The sequence below is a fragment of the Nonomuraea lactucae genome (genome assembly GCF_003313395.1).
Classification (GTDB): domain Bacteria; phylum Actinomycetota; class Actinomycetes; order Streptosporangiales; family Streptosporangiaceae; genus Nonomuraea; species Nonomuraea lactucae.
Genome location: NZ_QNFZ01000231.1, coordinates 1 through 14,128, shown reverse-complemented (window position 1 = coordinate 14,128; position 14,128 = coordinate 1). Strand labels below are relative to the sequence as shown.

At 71.5% G+C, this 14,128-nt stretch carries 13 protein-coding genes and 2 pseudogenes; 7 read left to right on the top strand and 8 right to left on the bottom strand.

Translation table 11 applies throughout. The features are described from left to right. The 5 genes and pseudogenes from DQW85_RS14350 to DQW85_RS14330 all read right to left on the bottom strand — a co-directional run. A pseudogene (locus DQW85_RS14350) lies at positions 1–572 on the bottom strand (tetratricopeptide repeat protein); the annotation flags it as partial. Between the two features lie 19 nt (positions 573–591). Beyond that, positions 592–1,347: an SCO6745 family protein gene (locus DQW85_RS14345; protein ID WP_240197176.1), complete on the bottom strand. Its 756-nt coding sequence runs from the start codon at positions 1,345–1,347 to the stop codon at positions 592–594. Positions 1,348–1,397: 50 nt separating this feature from the next. After that, the gene (dapF, locus tag DQW85_RS14340; protein ID WP_113700810.1) at positions 1,398–2,210 is read right to left on the bottom strand and encodes a diaminopimelate epimerase; all 813 of its coding nucleotides are present in this window, start codon (positions 2,208–2,210) and stop codon (positions 1,398–1,400) included. A gap of 9 nt (positions 2,211–2,219) precedes the next feature. Continuing rightward, entirely contained in the window at positions 2,220–3,125 is a 906-nt protein-coding gene (gene miaA, locus DQW85_RS14335) for a tRNA (adenosine(37)-N6)-dimethylallyltransferase MiaA (RefSeq protein ID WP_113700809.1), read from the bottom strand. A gap of 59 nt (positions 3,126–3,184) precedes the next feature. Continuing rightward, positions 3,185–3,697, bottom strand: coding sequence for a methylated-DNA--[protein]-cysteine S-methyltransferase (locus DQW85_RS14330; protein ID WP_113700808.1), 513 nt, complete (start codon positions 3,695–3,697; stop codon positions 3,185–3,187). On the opposite strand from DQW85_RS14330, the gene DQW85_RS14325 reads away from it, so the two are divergent. Beyond that, positions 3,696–4,607: a ribonuclease Z gene (locus DQW85_RS14325; protein ID WP_113700811.1), complete on the top strand. Its 912-nt coding sequence runs from the start codon at positions 3,696–3,698 to the stop codon at positions 4,605–4,607. The two genes, DQW85_RS14330 and DQW85_RS14325, sit on opposite strands and share 2 nt — an antisense overlap. Here DQW85_RS14325 and DQW85_RS14320 read toward each other — a convergent pair. Next, entirely contained in the window at positions 4,604–6,391 is a 1,788-nt protein-coding gene (locus tag DQW85_RS14320; RefSeq protein ID WP_113700807.1) for a sigma-54-dependent Fis family transcriptional regulator, read from the bottom strand. The genes DQW85_RS14325 and DQW85_RS14320 overlap by 4 nt on opposite strands. Before the next feature lie 191 nt (positions 6,392–6,582). On the opposite strand from DQW85_RS14320, the gene DQW85_RS14315 reads away from it, so the two are divergent. The 6 genes from DQW85_RS14315 to DQW85_RS14290 all read left to right on the top strand — a co-directional run bounded on the left by DQW85_RS14315 (position 6,583) and on the right by DQW85_RS14290 (position 13,181). Further along, complete coding sequence (locus DQW85_RS14315; RefSeq protein ID WP_113700806.1) at positions 6,583–7,608, top strand: NAD(P)-dependent alcohol dehydrogenase; 1,026 nt, start codon at positions 6,583–6,585, stop codon at positions 7,606–7,608. Positions 7,609–7,626: 18 nt separating this feature from the next. Continuing rightward, a complete protein-coding gene (locus tag DQW85_RS14310; RefSeq protein ID WP_113700805.1) occupies positions 7,627–9,219 on the top strand; it encodes an extracellular solute-binding protein in 1,593 nt (530 codons plus the stop codon). Between the two features lie 75 nt (positions 9,220–9,294). Beyond that, positions 9,295–10,173 carry a carbohydrate ABC transporter permease gene (locus DQW85_RS14305; protein ID WP_113700804.1) on the top strand — a complete coding sequence of 293 codons (879 nt, stop codon included), beginning with the start codon at positions 9,295–9,297 and terminating at the stop codon, positions 10,171–10,173. Next, positions 10,173–11,015 (top strand): carbohydrate ABC transporter permease, encoded by an 843-nt coding sequence (locus tag DQW85_RS14300; protein WP_205315120.1) that lies wholly within the window; start codon positions 10,173–10,175, stop codon positions 11,013–11,015. The genes DQW85_RS14305 and DQW85_RS14300 overlap by 1 nt, the downstream gene beginning before the upstream one ends. Continuing rightward, positions 11,012–12,100, top strand: a complete 1,089-nt coding sequence (locus tag DQW85_RS14295) for an ABC transporter ATP-binding protein (RefSeq protein WP_113700802.1) — start codon at positions 11,012–11,014, stop codon at positions 12,098–12,100. The genes DQW85_RS14300 and DQW85_RS14295 overlap by 4 nt, the downstream gene beginning before the upstream one ends. 1 nt (position 12,101) lies before the next feature. Further along, positions 12,102–13,181 (top strand): ABC transporter ATP-binding protein, encoded by a 1,080-nt coding sequence (locus tag DQW85_RS14290; RefSeq protein ID WP_113700801.1) that lies wholly within the window; start codon positions 12,102–12,104, stop codon positions 13,179–13,181. Between the two features lies 1 nt (position 13,182). Here DQW85_RS14290 and DQW85_RS14285 read toward each other — a convergent pair whose 3' ends face one another. Further along, entirely contained in the window at positions 13,183–13,602 is a 420-nt protein-coding gene (locus DQW85_RS14285; protein ID WP_113700800.1) for an isocitrate lyase/phosphoenolpyruvate mutase family protein, read from the bottom strand. Positions 13,603–13,736: 134 nt separating this feature from the next. Continuing rightward, positions 13,737–14,128: pseudogene (locus DQW85_RS14280) on the bottom strand (hypothetical protein); the annotation flags it as partial.

The window sequence follows — 14,128 nt, the reverse complement described above, 5'->3', positions numbered from 1 at the left end:
GCGCCGAGCTCCCAGCCGGCCTGCCGGTCGGCGGCGCGCAGCCGCTCGACGGCCGACTCGGCGTAGGCGACGGCCTCGCCGGCCTGGTCCGCGTCGACGAGGGCGGCGACGTACTGGGTGACGAGCCCGGGGTAGGCGGGGTTGCCCGGCTCGAGCCCGTCGAGGACCGCGCCGAGCGTCTCCAGGCGTTCGGTCGCGTAGCCGGGGCCGTCGGCGTTGGCCCACGCGATGGCGAGCGTCTCGACGGCGGCCGGGGCGGCCGGGCAGTCGCGCACGTCTTCGCGCTGGGCGAACGCCAGGAGCTGCTCGGCGTCGTCGACGGCGACCGCGCCCTGTGCGCGGTCGCCGACGCGGCCGAGCAGGTGCCAGTAGCGGGCGTAGAACTCGACCCAGGGCAGCTCCAGGGTCTCCGCCTGCTGGGCGATGGCCGGGGCCATCACGTCGAGCTGCGGATAGCGGCCTTCGTAGGCCTGCGCGGGAAGGTCTCCCAGCGCCATTGCGAGGCCCACGTTGCCCGCCTCGGATAGCTCCTGCTGGGTCTCGCCGACCCAGGCCCAGATGTCCACGTCCATGGCATGTCAGTCTGCCAGGTCAACGAGCCTGCCCAAAACGCAGAAGCTCGATGAGCACGTCCGATTCGTGGTCGTCCAGCACCGAGAATACCGATGCCATCAGATCGTCCGTCGTGTCCTCCACCGCCGCGCGGCGGGCGACCATCTCCTGGTCGGGCACCGGGTACGGCTCGGGCCACTGGAAGAACTTGGCCATCATCTCGCCGGTGGTCTGACCGAGCGGCGACCCGCTGTGGTCGGCCGCGAGGGTCGCCTCCAGCGGCTTGAGCCCGGCCGCGATCACCGCGCTGGCGTGCAGCCCGCCCCGCAGTTCGCGTACGACGTGCATGAGCTGCGCGGCCCGGGCGGGCGGGTCGTCGGCCAGGGGCACGGCCCGCCACCCGGCGAACAGCGGCGCGCCGTCCACCGGGGCCTGCCGGACGACCCGTTCGAGGAGCTCGGCGAGCCTGGCGCAGCCGTCGTAGCCGCCGAGCCTGCGCCGCCCCCAGGCGCGGCAGGCTCCGGCGTAGAGTTCGACGGCCTGTTCCGCGGACATCTTGCGCCCGCCGTTCCAGCCCTCCTCGACGTGCGCGGGCGGGAAGAAGACCGCGACCGAGGTCACCACATCGGCGTGGCACTCGCCGAGCACTCCGCAGCGGCCGCGGAAGTAGAGCTCACGGGCGCCGAGCCCGTACTCCTCGCACAGCGCCTTGGCCTCCCGGGAGACCATGAAGCCGCCGCCGTAGTGGCCGATGGGCCCTTTCGCCAGGCGTGCGGTGGTGCGTGGGTCCGCCATGTCCACCCCTCTCGATTCGAAAAGTGGACTCAGCATCTCTCAGCAGAACATCATTCTGCAAGCGTCAGATTTCCGGCCGCGACGATGACCGCAGGACCGGACAGGTGGCTGGTCTCCCCGTCCAGCGTGACGGTGAGGGTGCCGCCGGGGACCTCCACGATCCAGGTGCCGGTCGTCTCACCGTGCAGGGCGGCGGCGGCCACGGCCGTCGCGACGGCGCCCGTGCCGCACGAGCGCGTCTCCCCGGACCCGCGCTCGTAGACCCGCATGACCGCGCGGGCCGGGCCGACAGCGTTGAACAGCTCGACGTTGACGCCCCCCGGGAAGACCGCCGGGTCGAAGCCGGGCTGGCGGCCGAGGTCGAGCTGGGTGACGGGGTCGCCGGTTGCGCAGGCCAGGTGGGGGTTGCCCATGTCGACGTGGATCCCCTCGTACTCCTGCCCGGCGACCGTGGCGACGCTCCGGCCGCGCACGACGGGCCTGCCCATGTCGACGGTCACGTCACCGGCGTCGCCGAGCCGCACCCCGCGGACGCCGCCCCTGGTGGCCACCGCGAACTCGCCCGGCTCGGCCAGGCCCGCCTGGACGAGGTAGCGGGCGAAGACGCGCACCCCGTTGCCGCACATCTCGGCCACGCTGCCGTCGGCGTTGCGGTAGTCCATGAACCACTCGGCGTCACCCGCCTGCGCCGACACCTCCGGGCTGAGCTTGGTGCGCACCACGCGGAGCACGCCGTCGGCGCCGACGCCTGCCCTCCTGTCGCAGATCCGGGCGACGAGCGAGGCCGTGAGGTCGAGCTCGCCGTCGGGGTCGGGCAGGATGACGAAGTCGTTCTCGGTGCCGTGGCCCTTCAGAAACCGCATCCGCCCATGCTATCCAGGCTGCCGTCCCGCGATCTCCGCCAGGGACCGCTCCAGCAGGTCGGGGGCGTCGTACGGCAGCCAGCGCACCCTCGGGTCACGGCGGAACCACGACTCCTGGCGGCGGGCGAAGCGCCTGGTGGCCCTGACCGTCTCCTCGAACGCCCGCTCCTCGGCCCACTCCCCCGCGAGGAAGCGCATCACCTGCGCGTAGCCCAGGGCGCGGCCGGCCGTACGACCCTCGGCGAGCCCCTGCCCGAGCAGCGCCCGCACCTCCCCCACCAGCCCGGCCGCCCACATGCGCTCGACCCTGACCGCGATCCGCTCGTCCAGCTCCGGCCTGGGCACCTCCAGCCCGATCTGGACGCTCGGGTAGACCGCCTCGTAGGACGGCATGGTCGCCGAGAACGGCCTGCCCGACAGCTCGATCACCTCCAGGGCGCGGACGATGCGCCGGCCGTTGCTGGGCAGGATCGCCGCGGCGGCGGCCGGGTCGCGCACCCTCAGCCGCTCGTACAGCGGCGCCGGACCGCCCTCGGCCAGCTCGGCCTCCAGCCGCGCCCTGATCGCGGGGTCGGTGCCGGGGAACTCCAGGTCGTCGAGCGCGGCCCGGACGTACAGGCCGCTCCCGCCGACCAGCACCGGGACGGCGAGCGCGTCGAGGAGCGGCCTGGCCAGCTTCTGGTACTCGGCCACGCTCGCCGTGACCGTGACGTCCCAGACGTCCAGCAGGTGATGCGGCACCCCGCGCCGCTCGTCGAGGGAGAGCTTCGCGGTGCCGACGTCCATCCCGCGGTAGAGCTGCATGGAGTCGGCGTTGACGCATTCGCCCCCCAGACGGAGGGCGAGGTCCACGGCGAGGTCGGACTTCCCGGCCGCGGTGGGCCCCACGACGGCGATGACTGGCTGCTGGCGCACACCGACAAGTGTGTCAACTGTCCGGGTGTGCCTGGACAGGCCCTACAGCTGGACAGGTCCTACAGATCGAGCAGCGTCGGCTGCAGGTAGCCCTCGTGGGTCAGCAGCCAGCGCTTCGTCTCGACGCCCTCGCCGCCGCTGAAGCCGCCGAGGCCGCCGCCCGCGACGACGCGGTGGCAGGGCACCACGATGGGGATCGGGTTGGCGGCCATGATGGAGCCGATGCCGCGGGCGGGCACGTTCGTGCCGCTGCGCGCGGCCAGCTCGCCGTAGGTGACGGCCGTGCCGTACGGGACCCGGTGCAGCGCCTGGAGCACCGCGCGCCGCGTGCCGGACGTGAGCCGCCAGTCGACCGGCGTCCCGAACTCCCGCAGCTCTCCGGCGAAGTACGCCTCCAACTCGGCGGCGGCGCAGGCCGTACGATCCGGGTCATGAACCTCTGCCAGGCCCAGCCGCCCGCCCACGCGCGTCCGGGACCCCCACCCGGAGGCGACCAGCCCCTCCTCGGTGACGGCCAGCACGAACAGCCCCACCGGCGTGGCAACCTCGGCGAACGCGACCGTGGTCATCATGTCCTCACGTGAACTCGTGGTGCTCGGCACCTCCAGCGCGGTCCCTACCCGACACCGTAACCACAATGCCTACCTTCTGCGCTGGGACGGACAGGGGTTCCTGTTCGACCCGGGAGAGGGGACGCAGCGGCAGATGGTGCTCGCGGGGGTGAGCGCCAGTGAGGTGCACTGGCTGTGCGTGACCCACTTCCACGGCGACCACTGCCTGGGCGTGCCGGGCGTCGTGCAGCGCATCGCCCGCGACCGCGTGCGGCACCCGGTCGGGGCCGTCTTCCCCGCCTCCGGGGAGGCGTACTGGGCCAGGCTGCGCCGGGCCGCCGTGTTCGCCGACACCACGGTGATCTCCGAGCATCCCCTCTCCGGCGAGCTGGCCGCGGCCGGGCCGCTGACCGCGCGCCGCCTGTCGCATCCCGTCGAGTCGTACGGCTACCGCCTGCAAGAGCCCGCCGGACGCCGCATGCTGCCCGACCGCCTGGCCGCGCACGGCATCCGCGGCGCGGAGATCGGCGAACTGCAGCGGACCGGTGTGGTGCGCGGCGTCAGGCTGGAGCAGTGCAGCGAGCCGAGGCCGGGGCAGAGCTTCGCCTTCGTCATGGACACCCGCCTGTGCGACGCCGTGTTCGAGCTGGCGTCCGGCGCCGACCTGCTGGTGATCGAGTCCACGTTCCTGCCGGCCGAGTCGGCGCTGGCCAAGGAGTACGGGCACCTGACCGCGTTCGAGGCGGGCCTGGTGGCTGCTGAGGCCGGCGTGCGGCGGCTGGTGCTCACCCACTTCTCCGAACGGTACGGCTTCGCCGACGAGCCCGCCTTCCTGGAGGAGGTACGGCGCAGCTTCGCCGGGGAGGTGTTCCTGGCCCGCGACTTCATGACCATCCCCGTCCCCAAGCGGCTGCGCCACGCGCACGGCTAGGTCAGGCTCGACGGCACGATCCCGTAGCGGCGCATCTTCCGGTACATGGTGGCGCGGGAGATGCCCAGGTCCTGGGCGGTGCGCTGGACGTTGGAGTCGCGTTCGACGAGCCCGCGCAGGATGGCGTCGCGTTCGAGCGCCTCGATCGCGGTCAGCACCTTGTGGGAGGAGACCCGGCACTCGGGCGGGAGGTCCTCCACCCGGATGAGCCTGCCCGGCTGCCGCCGGACCAGGCCCCGGATGACCGACTCGAGCTGGCGGACGTTCTCCGGCCACGGGCACCGCTGCAGCACCGCGAGGGCTTCGGGAGAGACGCCGCTCTCGCCATGGGGCAGGTATCTGCGCAGGAAGAAGCGGACCAGCTGCTCGATGTCCTCGTAGCGGTGGCGTACGGGCGGCACCTCGACGGTGGCGTCGCACAGGCCGCCGAGCCGGTCGTCGGCCTCGACCACCGACGGGTGGCCCGTGAGGACGAGCCGGCCGGAGGCGGCCCGGTCGAGGCCGGCCGCGAGGCCTTCCAGCCGGCGGCTCAGGTGGTGGCCGAGCAGGTGGATGTCGCGCAGGACGACCACGCCGGAGGGACGCCGCAGGAGGGCGAGGACGTCGTCCAGCCACTGCCGCGCCACGTGCTCCGACTCCGACAGCGGCGGCTCCATCACGGCGAGCGGCCGGCCGGCTCCGTGGGCCCGGTGGACCGCCTCGACCAGCGTGGTCTTGCCGACGCCCGCCTCGCCTACCACGCGGAGCCACGCTCCGGCACCGAACGCCTCCTCGACCTCGGCGACCGCGCGCAGCCACTGCGGGGAGGACCCGACCAGCCCCAGGCTCGGCCGCGCGCGCCGGAGCGGTGCGGGCTGCCTGGGCTGGGGGCGCCCGATCACCTTGATCCGGAAGACGGCGCCCGCGTCGCCGTCCTCGTGCCGGCAGCGGCTGACCCGGAGCTCGGCGACCCGGCCGGAGGGCAGCGGGATGCTGCGCCTGCCCTCGAACCGGCGTTCGGCGGCGATCTCGCGCGCGTGGTCGAGCAGCGCGTGCTGGTCCTGCCCCGCGACGGCCGCGCTCAGCTGCTCGTTCATCATGACGACCTCGCGGTTGAGCGCCAGGACGGGGCCGGGGCGCACCGAGGAGCAGGCGGCCATGTAGTCCTCGAACAGGGCCCGCTCCCGCCGCGAGCAGATCACGGCGACCTGGCTCTCGATCTGGCCCGCGATGGAACGTGCCAACGCCATGAGCATCCTGGCGGAGCCCTGGCGGGTGGTGGTGAGGTTGAACGCCCCCATAAGCGTGCGCCGGGTGGGGTGGAGGATGGGCACGGCCGCGCACTGGAAGTCGCGCAGCGCCTCCACGTAGTGCTCGCTGCCGATGATCATGGTCGGGTGGCCGCTGGCCAGTGCGGTGCCGATGCCGTTCGTGCCGACGTAGCGCTCCGAGTAGACGTGGCCCGGGGCGAGCCGCACGCGGTTGAGCCGGCCGGTCAGCGCGTCGTGGGAGACCTTCCGGGCGAGCACCACGCCGTCCCGGTCCGTGATCATGGTGGACACGGGGTCGCGGGCGAGCTGCTCGTGCAGTCTGTCCAGGATCGGCAGCGCCGCTCTGGCCAGGGCCGTGTCGAGGTCGGGGTTGTCGAGGTAGGGGGCGTCGAAGTCGCCCGGGCGCACCTCGTACTCGATGGAGCGCTGCCACGAGGCCACCACGAGCGGGCGGACGCGCCGCGGATCCTCGGCGACCTCCAGATAGAGCTCCCGGGCCGCCGCCAGGGCGGCGTCGGGCCGACGTTGGGGCATCACGCACCTACTCCCGCACGATGTGCATTCGCTCTCCCCGATACAGGTTATTGGAGCAGGTCAAACGGCAGCCACCGTGTCTCATGTTGAGACATCTCCGGACCGATTGTGAGACACCGCTCCCTGGACGGCGCGGCTTGTAATGGCCGACATCACACCGACATCACAACGCCACGATCCCAGGAGTGCGCATGAAAGCCGTTCAAGTCGTCGCGTACGACGAGCCGCCAGTGCTCGTGGACGTGCCCGATCCCCGTATCACCGGCCCGCTGGACGTGGTCGTGAAGGTCGGGGGCGCCGGGGTGTGCCGCACCGACCTGCACATCCTCGAAGGGCAGTGGAAGGACAAGAGCGGGGTCGTCCTGCCGTACACGATCGGCCACGAGAACGCCGGCTGGGTGGCGGAGGTGGGCGAGGCCGTCCGGAACGTCAAGGTGGGCGACCCCGTCATCCTGCACCCGCTGGTCACCTGCGGCCTGTGCCGGGCCTGCCGGGCCGGCGACGACGTGCACTGCCTGAGCTCGGCGTTCCCGGGGATCGACACGGACGGCGGCTACGCCGAGTACCTCAAGACGACCGCCCGCTCGGTCGTCCCCCTCGACCCGTCACTGGAGCCCGCCTCCGTGGCGGCTCTGGCCGACGCCGGGCTCACGGCGTACCACGCCGTCGCCAAGGCGGCGCGCGCCCTGCGCCCGGGTGACAGCGCCGTGGTCATCGGGGCCGGCGGGCTCGGCCACATCGGCATCCAGGTGCTCCGGGCGCTCTCCCCCGTCGAGATGATCGTCGTGGACCGCAGCCCGGAAGCCCTGGCCCTGGCCAAGGAGCTGGGCGCCGACCACACGCTCATCGCGGACGGGACCGAGACCGGCCACGTCCTGGACCTCACCGGAGGTCACGGCGCCGAGGCGGTGCTGGACTTCGTCGGCGAGGGCGGCGCGGTCGAGACCGGCGTGGCCTGCCTGCGCCGCAACGGCGACTACTACGTCATCGGCTACGGCGGCGACCTGCGCGTGCCGACGATCGACATCATCTCCACCGAGATCAACTTCATCGGCAACCTCGTCGGGTCCTACAACGACCTCTGCGAGCTGATGGTCCTGGCCGCCCGGAACGAGGTCAGCCTGCACACGCAGCGCTACCCCCTGACCTCCTTCCAGACCGCCCTCGACGACCTGGCCGCCGGCGCCGTGCGCGGCCGGGCGATCCTCATTCCCTGACGGCTCCGAGGAGCGACCATGCACAACCGTTCACTTCAAGGTCTGGCCGCGGCCGTCGTGGCTCTCACCGTCGCCGCCTGCGGCGGTGGCGGCCCGGCCGAGCAGAAGCCCGACAAGCCCGCCGCGTTCAAGCCCGGCTCGGACGTCGGCTACGCCAAGTACGGCAAGGACTACCCGACGACGACGGTCAAGGACGTCCCGGGCCCCTGCAGCTACGAGTCGATCAGCCGCAAGGACTACTCCGGCCAGACGCTGAAGGTCATCACCCACGCGGTGCCCGTCATCGGGGAGCCGACCGTGCTGCACGCCAAGCAGTTCGAGGAGCTCACCGGCGCCAAGGTGGAGGTGGTCAACGTCCCCTTCGGCGAGCTGCACCAGAAGATCCTCACCCCGCTGCAGGCGGGCCAGCCGGCGTACGACGTCATGTTCTACCCCTCCCTGTGGATCGGCGATCTGGCCTCCTACCTGGCGCCGGTGCCGAAGGAGTACCTGGAGACGCCCGGCATGAAGGACGTCACCAAGGCGTACATGGGGGTGGCGACCTGGGACGGGACCGTGGTGCAGTACCCGGTGGACGGCGACCGCCACTACCTGAAGATCCGGACGGACGTCCTGAAGGACCCGAAGCGGCGGGCCGAGTACAAGGCGGCGACCGGCAAGGAGCTCGCCGTCCCGCGGACCTGGGCCGAGTACCAGGAGGTCGCCTCCTACTTCAACGGCAAGGACGTGGACGGCGACGGCAAGCCGAACTTCGGCAGCGCCGAGGTGACCAAGCGCGACGACCTGATGTTCTCGGCGTTCATCAGCCGCGCGGCGCCGTTCGTGAAGCACCCGGACGTCAAGGGCGGCGTGTTCTTCGACGTCGAGACCATGAAGCCGCTGATCAACACGCCCGGCTTCGTCCGCGCCCTGGAGGACATGGCGAAGGCCAAGTCCGCCTGGCCGCCCGGCGGCGCCAACTTCGGCCTCGGCGACGAGATCTTCTCGTTCGGCGGCGGCCAGACGCTGATGTCGTACTCGTGGGACGACGCCTTCATCCAGGCCCAGCAGCCGGACAGCAGGATCCGCAACAAGGTCGAGGCGGCCCCGCTGCCGGGCTCGGCCGAGGTGTACAACCGCGCCACGGGCGCGTGGGACAAGAAGCCGAACCAGGCCCCGTACTTCACCTGGGGCTGGACCTCCGCGGTGGCGAAGACCACGCGCAACGAGAAGATGGCCTTCGACTACCTGTGCTTCTTCAGCAACGAGGCCAACACCGCCCTTGACCTCACCATCGGCCGCTTCGGCGTCAACCCCTACCGCAACGCCCACTTCGACGCGGCGTTCTGGGTGAAGCAGGGCTGGGACGAGAGCGTCGCCAAGGCGTACGTCAAGACCCTGTCCGGCATGGAGGAGAGCACCAACCGGGTCTTCGACCTGCGCGTGCCCGGCGTCAACGAGTTCATGTCCTCGCTGGCCAACGGCGTCGCGGCGGCGCTCAGCGGCCAGAAGCCCGCCAAGCAGGCGCTGGACGAGGTCGCCGCGGAGTGGACCGCCATCACCGAACGGGTCGGCGTGGAGAAGGTGCGCACCGCCTACCGGAACGTCGTCTCGCTCGAGGACAACTCCTGATCCGTCACAGGACGGCCGGGCCGGCGGATCCGGCCCGGCCACCTGGGACACCGCATTCTTCTCGCGAGGAGAGCCATGGACATCCCGCGCCGGTACAAGAGCATGTTCGTGCTGCCGGGCCTGATCACCCTGGTGTTGATCATCATCTTCCCGCTCCTGTTCACCATCCGGGTCAGCTTCTCGAGCTGGAACGTGAGCAGCCCGCAAATGGACTTCGTGGGGGTGGCCAACTACGTCACGATGCTGAGTGACGGCCGGTTCTGGGCCGGGACCCTGCGGCTGGTGCTGCTGGCGGGCGGCACGGTGCTCATCCAGTACGTCCTCGGCTTCGGGCTGGCGCTGCTGGTCTGGCGGAACGTGCTCGGCCGCCGGCTGTGGCGGGTGCTGTTCCTCGTGCCGATGATGACCACGCCCGTGGTGATGGCCGCCATCTGGCAGACGATCTTCCATGAGTCGCTGGGACCGGTGAACGACCTGCTCGGCAGGCTCGGCCTGGAGCCCGTGCGCTGGCTCACCGAGGCGGGCCCGGCCGTGGTGGCGCTCATGACCGTCGAGGTCTGGCAGTGGACGCCGTTCATGTTCCTGCTGATGCTGGCCGGGCTGCTGAGCCTGCCCAAGGAGCCGTTCATGGCCGCCGCCATCGACGGCGCCGGCGCGTGGCGCACCTTCCGGGAGGTGACCTTCCCGCTCATGGCGCCGGTGTCGGTCTCGGCCGTCATCATCCGGCTGATCGAGGCGTCCAAGCTCTCCGACACCGTGTACGTCCTGACCTCCGGCGGCCCCGGCTCGGCCACGGAGAGCCCGGGCTACTACCTCTACATCCGGGCGCTCAAGGAGCAGCAGACCGGGTACGGCGGGTCGCTGTCGCTGACCTATCTCATCCTGATGATCGTCACGCTGACGGTCGTCGCCGCCCTGCTCGCCAGGGCCCTCAAGGTGAAGGGAGACTCGTGATGCCGCGCCTGTACCCCGCGTTCAAGTACACCGTGATCGCCCTCTGGGCGTGCTTCGTGGCCGGGCCGTTCATGTGGGCCGCCACCACCAGCTTCAAGGACGCCAACGCGGTGCAGGGCGGGGCCACGTACCTGCCCTGGCTCCAGTACGAGCCCACGGCCACCGGCTGGCGCAACATCTTCGGCGGCTCCGGCGGCGTGGACGTGCTCGGCCCCTTCCTCAACAGCGCCTTGGTGACCGTCGCCGCCTCCGCCATCAGCCTGGTGCTCGGCTCCCTGGCCGCGTACGGGCTGTCGCGGTTCAGGTACCGCGCCGGGTTCGTCAAGAACAGCGACATCGTCTTCTTCTTCGTGTCGCAGCGGATCATGCCGCCCGTCGTCCTCGTCGTCCCGTTCTTCTACCTGCTGCAGGTGGCCGGCCTGCTGGACACGGTCCCGGGCCTGGTGATCGTGACTGTCGCGCTGCTGCTGCCGATCGCGGTGTGGGTGATGGTCGACTTCTTCAACGGCATCCCGCGCGAGATCGACGAGATGGCCATGCTCGACGGGTGCAACCCGCTCACGGCGTTCACGCGGGCGATCCTGCCCAACTCCCTGCCCGGTCTGACCGTGGCGGCCATGTTCTGCGCGGTGTTCGGGTGGAACGACTTCTTCTTCGCCTTCCGGCTCACCTTCACCGAGATCCAGACGCTGCCGCAGGCGATCGTCGCGCTCAACTCCTCGATCCCGCCGTGGTGGACGCTGTCCGCCGCCGCGCTGTTCGGCATCTCGCCACTCGTCCTGCTCGCCATCTGGGTCGAGCGTTACCTGTCCAAAGGGAACCTCTCGGGAGCGATCCGATGACTCTGCACGCCACCGGCCTGTCTCTGGCCGCCGACGGTGTCGACCACCTGAAGGAGGTGACCGCCACCTTCCGGCCCGGACGGCTGCACACCGTCATCGGCCGCACCCTGGCCGGGAAGACGACGCTGCTGCGGGTGCTCGCCGGCCTGCAGCGGGTGGACTCGGGATCGCTGACCCGCGACGGCGCGGACTTCCTGCGCACGCCGGTCTGGCGGCGCGACACGGCGATGGTCTACCAGCAGTTCATCAACTACCCGCACCTCGACGTGCGCGACAACGTGGCCTTCCCGCTCAGGCGGGCCGGCCTGGCGCGGGAGGAGATCGAGCGGCGCGTGGAGCAGAGCCTGGCCCGCGTGGGGCTGGCCGAGTTCAAGGAGCGCAGGCCGTCCCAGCTCTCGGGCGGCCAGCAGCAGCGGGTGGCGATCGCCCGCGCGTTGGCGCGCGAGGCAAGCATTCTGCTGTTCGACGAGCCGTTCGCCAACCTCGACTACAAGCTCCGCGAGCAGCTGCGCGAGGAGTTCAAGACCCTCTTCTCCGACCAGGGCGACGCGGTGGTGATCTACACGACCACCGATCCGGCGGAGGCCATGATGCTCGGCGACGTCGTGCTGGTCATGCACGAGGGTCGGATCGTCCAGGCGGGCGCGCCGCACGAGGTCTTCGACCGGCCCGCGACGACCACGGTGGCCCGGATCGTCAACGACCCGCCCATGAACGTCTTCCCGGGCCGGATCGACGGTGACCTCATCACGGTGGCGGGCCTGCCGGCCGGCGGCGTGCCCGGCCATCTCGCCGGGCTGGCGGACGGCGCCTACCAGTTCGGGCTGCGCGCGACGGACGTCGGCCTGGCCCAGTCCGGGGTCGAGGGCGAGGTGACGTTCGTCGAGATCTCGGGGTCGGAGACGTTCGTGCACGCCGTCGCCGGACAGACCCCGTTCGTCATGCAGATCGAGGGCATCCACGACGTCGCCCTCGGCGAGCAGGTTTTCATGCGGCTGCGGCCCGAGCGGCTGTTCGCCTTCGACGAGGAGGGGGCGCTCGTCCGGTCCCCCGCCTGCGAGACCGTACTGGCTGGAGGGCGCTGACATGGCAAGACTCGACCTGGCCGACGTGGGGCACAGCTACGTGCCGGACGCCGCCGAGGAGCGATGGGCTCTCAAGCCGCTCCGGCTGACCTTCGAGGACGCCAGGACCTATGCCCTGGTCGGGCCGTCGGGCTGCGGCAAGAGCACGCTGCTCGGCATCCTGTCGGGGCTGGTCACGCCGTCGCGGGGCCGGGTGCTCTTCGACGGCGCCGACGTCACGGACCTGCCCACCAAGGCCCGCAACATCGCTCAGGTCTTCCAGTTCCCCGTCATCTACAGGTCGATGACGGTCTACGACAACCTGGCGTTCCCGCTGCGCTGCCGCCGCTGGGATCGGGCCAGGATCGACGCCAAGGTCCGCCAGGTGGCCGAGGCGCTCGACCTCGGCGGCCGGCTACGGCAGCAGGCCAGGCGGCTCACCGCCGACGACAAGCAGCTCATCTCGCTGGGCCGTGGCCTCGTCCGCGACGACGTGGCGGCCCTGCTGATGGACGAGCCGCTCACCACGATCGACCCGCAGCTCAAGTTCACGCTCCGCCGCAAGATCCGGGAGATCACCGAGCAGTTCAGGCCGACGGTGATCTACGTGACCCACGACCAGTACGAGGCGATGAGCTTCGCGCAGGAGCTGCTCGTCATGGACGGCGGCCGGGTCGTGCAGCAGGGCACCCCCGAGCAGCTCTTCGAGGCTCCCTCCTCGACGTACGTGGGCTGGTTCATCGGGTCGCCGCCGATGAACTTCCTGACCGTGGAGCACGCCCGCGAGGGACTCAGCCTCGGCGGCCGGCCGCTGGCCGCGGCGTGGGACGCGCCGCAGGTCACCGCCAGGCCGCAGGTGGGGATCCGGCCCGAGTACGTCAGGATCGTCACCGAGCCGGGGGCCAACACCTTCCCCGCCAGGCTGCGCGGCGTCCAGGACCACGGCGCGCAGCGCGTGCTGGAGGTCGACCTGGCCGGGCAGCCGGTCCGGGCGAAGGTGCCGCGCGAGGACGGGGTGCCGGGGGTGGAGGAGTTCCTCGTCCACCTGCCGCGCACCAAGATCCTCCCGTACGTGGACGGCCGGCTGGCGACGCTCCCCTGACCTAGCGGTACGGATCACGCCCCTCGGCGATCGCCTGGAACAGGGCGCGGGCGTGGTCGTGCACGACCCGGTGCAGGCCGTCGCCGAAGCTCACCCTGGCCACCCCCAGCTCGGCCAGCCTGGCGAACGATGGCAGGCCGGGCCGGAAGAACACGTTGACCGGGCCGCCGACGTCGGCGGTGACGTGGACGTCCACCGAACGGGCTATCCGGGCGATCACCTCCATCATCTCGGCGACGGGGGTCGCCTCACGGTCGTCGTGACCGAGCACCCGGGAGATCGCCGCGCTCCCCGTGGCCACCACGGGGAACCCGGCGTCCACGACGGCGCGGGCCGACGCGGCGTCCCAGACATTCGGCAGGATCACGGGCTTGCCCGGCACATGGAGGTCGCGCAGCCGGGCGGCTCTGTCTGTGGTCATACCGGGACCTTACAAACGCGGCTGTCCCGGCCCACAGGGCCAGTGGACGCCCGAACTCCTGAGCCACTTCCGGATCCCGGCGCTCGACCTGCCTCAGCGGTCTCGCCCGCGGCGCCACGTACCGGGGCGGCTGGTCAGCAGCCGCTCGTGGCGCACTGGCCGGGCACCTCGCCGGCGGGGCCGTCCGCCGCGCCAGTGTCCTCCGCTGTGCCGTCCGTGTCGGATCGGGGCGGGGCGGAGGGTGACGAGGTGGGCTTCTGGCCGGTGCCGACGTTCGTCCCCTTGCGGGTGCCCGTGCCCCTGCGGTCGCCGCCCTTGCTCTCGTCGCCCGTGGCTCCGGTGTCGGTGGCTGTGTCGGTGCCGGTGTCAGCGCCGGGGTCGCCGCCGTCGGCGGGGTCGTCGGTCACCGCGTCGCCCATGGTGGCGCCCTCGTCCGCCCCCAGGTCGTCGGCGCCGGTCTGCGTGACCGCGGGGCGGTCGCTCCGCTGCGCGGGGCGGCTCCCCTGGCCGGAGTCGCCGCCCGCCA

What these genes read in the sequence shown, in the direction of transcription:
- DQW85_RS14345 (WP_240197176.1), bottom strand. Translation starts at nt 1,347, where the DNA reads ATGGCGGACCCACGCACCACCGCACGCCTGGCGAAAGGGCCCATCGGC.
- dapF (WP_113700810.1), bottom strand. Translation starts at nt 2,210, where the DNA reads ATGCGGTTTCTGAAGGGCCACGGCACCGAGAACGACTTCGTCATCCTG.
- DQW85_RS14325 (WP_113700811.1), top strand. Translation starts at nt 3,696, where the DNA reads ATGTCCTCACGTGAACTCGTGGTGCTCGGCACCTCCAGCGCGGTCCCT.
- DQW85_RS14330 (WP_113700808.1), bottom strand. Translation starts at nt 3,697, where the DNA reads ATGATGACCACGGTCGCGTTCGCCGAGGTTGCCACGCCGGTGGGGCTG.
- DQW85_RS14320 (WP_113700807.1), bottom strand. Translation starts at nt 6,391, where the DNA reads ATGCCCCAACGTCGGCCCGACGCCGCCCTGGCGGCGGCCCGGGAGCTC.
- DQW85_RS14315 (WP_113700806.1), top strand. Translation starts at nt 6,583, where the DNA reads ATGAAAGCCGTTCAAGTCGTCGCGTACGACGAGCCGCCAGTGCTCGTG.
- DQW85_RS14310 (WP_113700805.1), top strand. Translation starts at nt 7,627, where the DNA reads ATGCACAACCGTTCACTTCAAGGTCTGGCCGCGGCCGTCGTGGCTCTC.
- DQW85_RS14305 (WP_113700804.1), top strand. Translation starts at nt 9,295, where the DNA reads ATGGACATCCCGCGCCGGTACAAGAGCATGTTCGTGCTGCCGGGCCTG.
- DQW85_RS14300 (WP_205315120.1), top strand. Translation starts at nt 10,173, where the DNA reads ATGCCGCGCCTGTACCCCGCGTTCAAGTACACCGTGATCGCCCTCTGG.
- DQW85_RS14295 (WP_113700802.1), top strand. Translation starts at nt 11,012, where the DNA reads ATGACTCTGCACGCCACCGGCCTGTCTCTGGCCGCCGACGGTGTCGAC.
- DQW85_RS14290 (WP_113700801.1), top strand. Translation starts at nt 12,102, where the DNA reads ATGGCAAGACTCGACCTGGCCGACGTGGGGCACAGCTACGTGCCGGAC.
- DQW85_RS14285 (WP_113700800.1), bottom strand. Translation starts at nt 13,602, where the DNA reads ATGACCACAGACAGAGCCGCCCGGCTGCGCGACCTCCATGTGCCGGGC.